This window comes from Pontibacter brevis (genome assembly GCF_054779655.1).
In genome coordinates this window covers 1-2,267 of sequence record NZ_BAAGXV010000022.1, presented here as the reverse complement: position 1 = coordinate 2,267, position 2,267 = coordinate 1, and the positions used below count along the sequence as shown (strand labels likewise).

At 38.3% G+C, this 2,267-nt stretch carries 3 protein-coding genes; all 3 read left to right on the top strand.

Translation table 11 applies throughout. The features are described from left to right. Positions 1-58 precede the first annotated feature (58 nt). The 3 genes from ACYVB1_RS06230 (at position 59) to ACYVB1_RS06220 (ending at position 2,028) form a co-directional block, all read left to right on the top strand. Positions 59-490, top strand: a complete 432-nt coding sequence (locus ACYVB1_RS06230) for a hypothetical protein (protein WP_460921799.1) — start codon at positions 59-61, stop codon at positions 488-490. A gap of 45 nt (positions 491-535) precedes the next feature. Next, on the top strand, positions 536-1,018 hold the full coding sequence (locus ACYVB1_RS06225) for a hypothetical protein (protein ID WP_460921797.1): 483 nt from the start codon (positions 536-538) through the stop codon (positions 1,016-1,018). A gap of 539 nt (positions 1,019-1,557) precedes the next feature. Then, complete coding sequence (locus ACYVB1_RS06220) at positions 1,558-2,028, top strand: energy transducer TonB (RefSeq protein ID WP_460921795.1); 471 nt, start codon at positions 1,558-1,560, stop codon at positions 2,026-2,028. Positions 2,029-2,267 lie beyond the last annotated feature (239 nt).

Here is a 2,267-nt window from a genome sequence, read left to right as displayed (position 1 = left end):
GGCCTCATCAGGCCCTCAACTTCAGAGCTCCGGTTGATTTATTGGAAGAAATTGTAAATTGAAAAGTCAACTTTCAAATGGCTCAAAATACGGGGGAGCTTACAATAAAATTCAAAGAGCGCTAACAACAATTCTTCTTTGCACAATGTGCTGGATGACTCTGTTGCCATTGTCTTCACTATTAATCTTATTGCCATTTCATCCCTTGGTTGGGTTATCAATAATAGGATTTATATCCGCAATTATTGTTCTTTTAGTGTTTAGCATCTTCATGAAGTTTTCTAACTTACTGGAAACAGCAGGTATAGTTGGAGTTGCTGGCATAACTGCTTTTGTTATATTCTACTTTATTACAGACAGAAAAACTGGGGCAGCAGAAAATTTAGAAATCCTGTTTGTGCTCTGGCAAACCTTAGTGGGTTTTGCAATAAGTTTAGGCATGAAAAGAACTACGTACGCTAACCAAGCACATGAGCAAAGCTTCGGCTGATGCCTCGCTCTCCTCATGTACGAGCCGTTGGTTTTAACTTGAATCATGAAAAAGAAAAGAGCTTTCCTTGTTGTACTGATGCAGTTGGTTATTCTTACTTCAGGATTAGCTCAATCATCTCCTTTGTCTGAAAAGGAAGATAAAATAATATGTTACTTTCCTGCTGACCCTTATATTTTGAACAATGGGAAGTTGTTCGAACCTGTAAGTCTTCCTAATACATTAAAAGATAAAAAAATCTATGGAAGAGTTTTCATGCAGATTTCCATTGACACAATGACAAACAAAGTGCAGGATGTTTATGTGCTGCGAACCATGTTGAAAAACAATGCAGACGGTAGTCCATACTTAGATTACATGTACAGCGATGACTTCGATAAAGTAGACACCTACCCAGAGAGGCTAAAAGAGCTTTATCCTTTTCTAAAGCAACTTGCAAAAGGTATAAAAATAGAAAGGAACAAGGACGTTGATGTTATGAGCAGGTTTGTAACTTACACAGTTCCTGTGACAATTGAGAAAAAGTAATAAAAGCTTAAACCAACAAAGTTCATAATTTAGGCTGCGGTTATACCTTGCCCACATTATGCACGAACACGTTGGTGGTAAAAGAAATTATAGAAAAGCCCTTGGACGAGTTAGATAAAAACTTTACTGCTGCCATTCTAAAAGCCTTGGAAGAAAAGCTCGGCAGAACACTTTCAGCAACTGAAAGGCTGGTTTTCTCAATGCCAAGGTCATTGATGGCATACGAAATGATTCTTGATTACATCACAGATAACGATAAGACACAAGAAGCAATTGAAAAGTATGTAGAGAATGTAGTTAAGGAATACCAGGTTGTTATCAATAGTCNAGGACAGGGAGTGGCTTACTTATGGAAATGTTAAGCTAATTTCAGGAGCTATACTTGGCATAACGTTCGGGATTTATTTCATCGTAACGTCTTTGTAGAACTTCTTCCACCAACACGGCACATAAGTTATACTTCGGCTACGCCTCGTCCGCCTTATGTACTATCCGTTGGCTGAAAGACTAAATAAAGAACTACAATTTTGAGCAAGAAAATGAAAGTAATAGCCTTTCTAATTTTAATGGCTACAGCCCCACTTTCTGGATACTGCCAGAAGAAGGTTACTTTCAAGCACAACATTACCTATGATACAGCACATCTAAGAGATTTAGATAAAAACATTCAGTTGGATTACAGCGACAGCTCAAAAGTGTATTTTGACGACTCTGAATTCTGCATCAAGTTTAAAGGAGGTGATAAAGCATTAGTAAAATATTTTGTTGATAGCTTCCAATTAGCCGATAATGTTAAAGATGATAGTATCAGTGGGAAAGTCCTTGCCAGCTTCACTATCAATGAAAAAGGCGAAGTTGGAGATGTAAAGATAGTTGAAGGACTTGTTGATGAGATTGACAATGAAGTAAAGAGAGTTATCTCTGCCATGCCAAAATGGATTTGGGACTGCGATTACAAACCTAAAAGGCCAGTCAAGACAAAAAGATTTGCTCCCTTTATTATAGAATAGAAGAGAGTACATAAAAAGTCCTTCAGCCAACATGGTGTAAACGGCACCTCGGCCGACGGCCTTCGCCGCCGCTTACACGAGCCGTTAGTGGTAGTATCAACTAAAGAAATCATCACGAAAGAGTACCTGTATTTAGAATAGAGGCTATCTCAAAAATGGGAATCCCAGCTTGAGTTAATATGTTGGTTTCTCATGGAGTTGACAAACGAGCAATGGGAAAGGGTAAAAGACCTTGTGCC

What these genes read in the sequence shown, in the direction of transcription:
- ACYVB1_RS06225 (WP_460921797.1), top strand. Translation starts at nt 536, where the DNA reads ATGAAAAAGAAAAGAGCTTTCCTTGTTGTACTGATGCAGTTGGTTATT.
- ACYVB1_RS06220 (WP_460921795.1), top strand. Translation starts at nt 1,558, where the DNA reads ATGAAAGTAATAGCCTTTCTAATTTTAATGGCTACAGCCCCACTTTCT.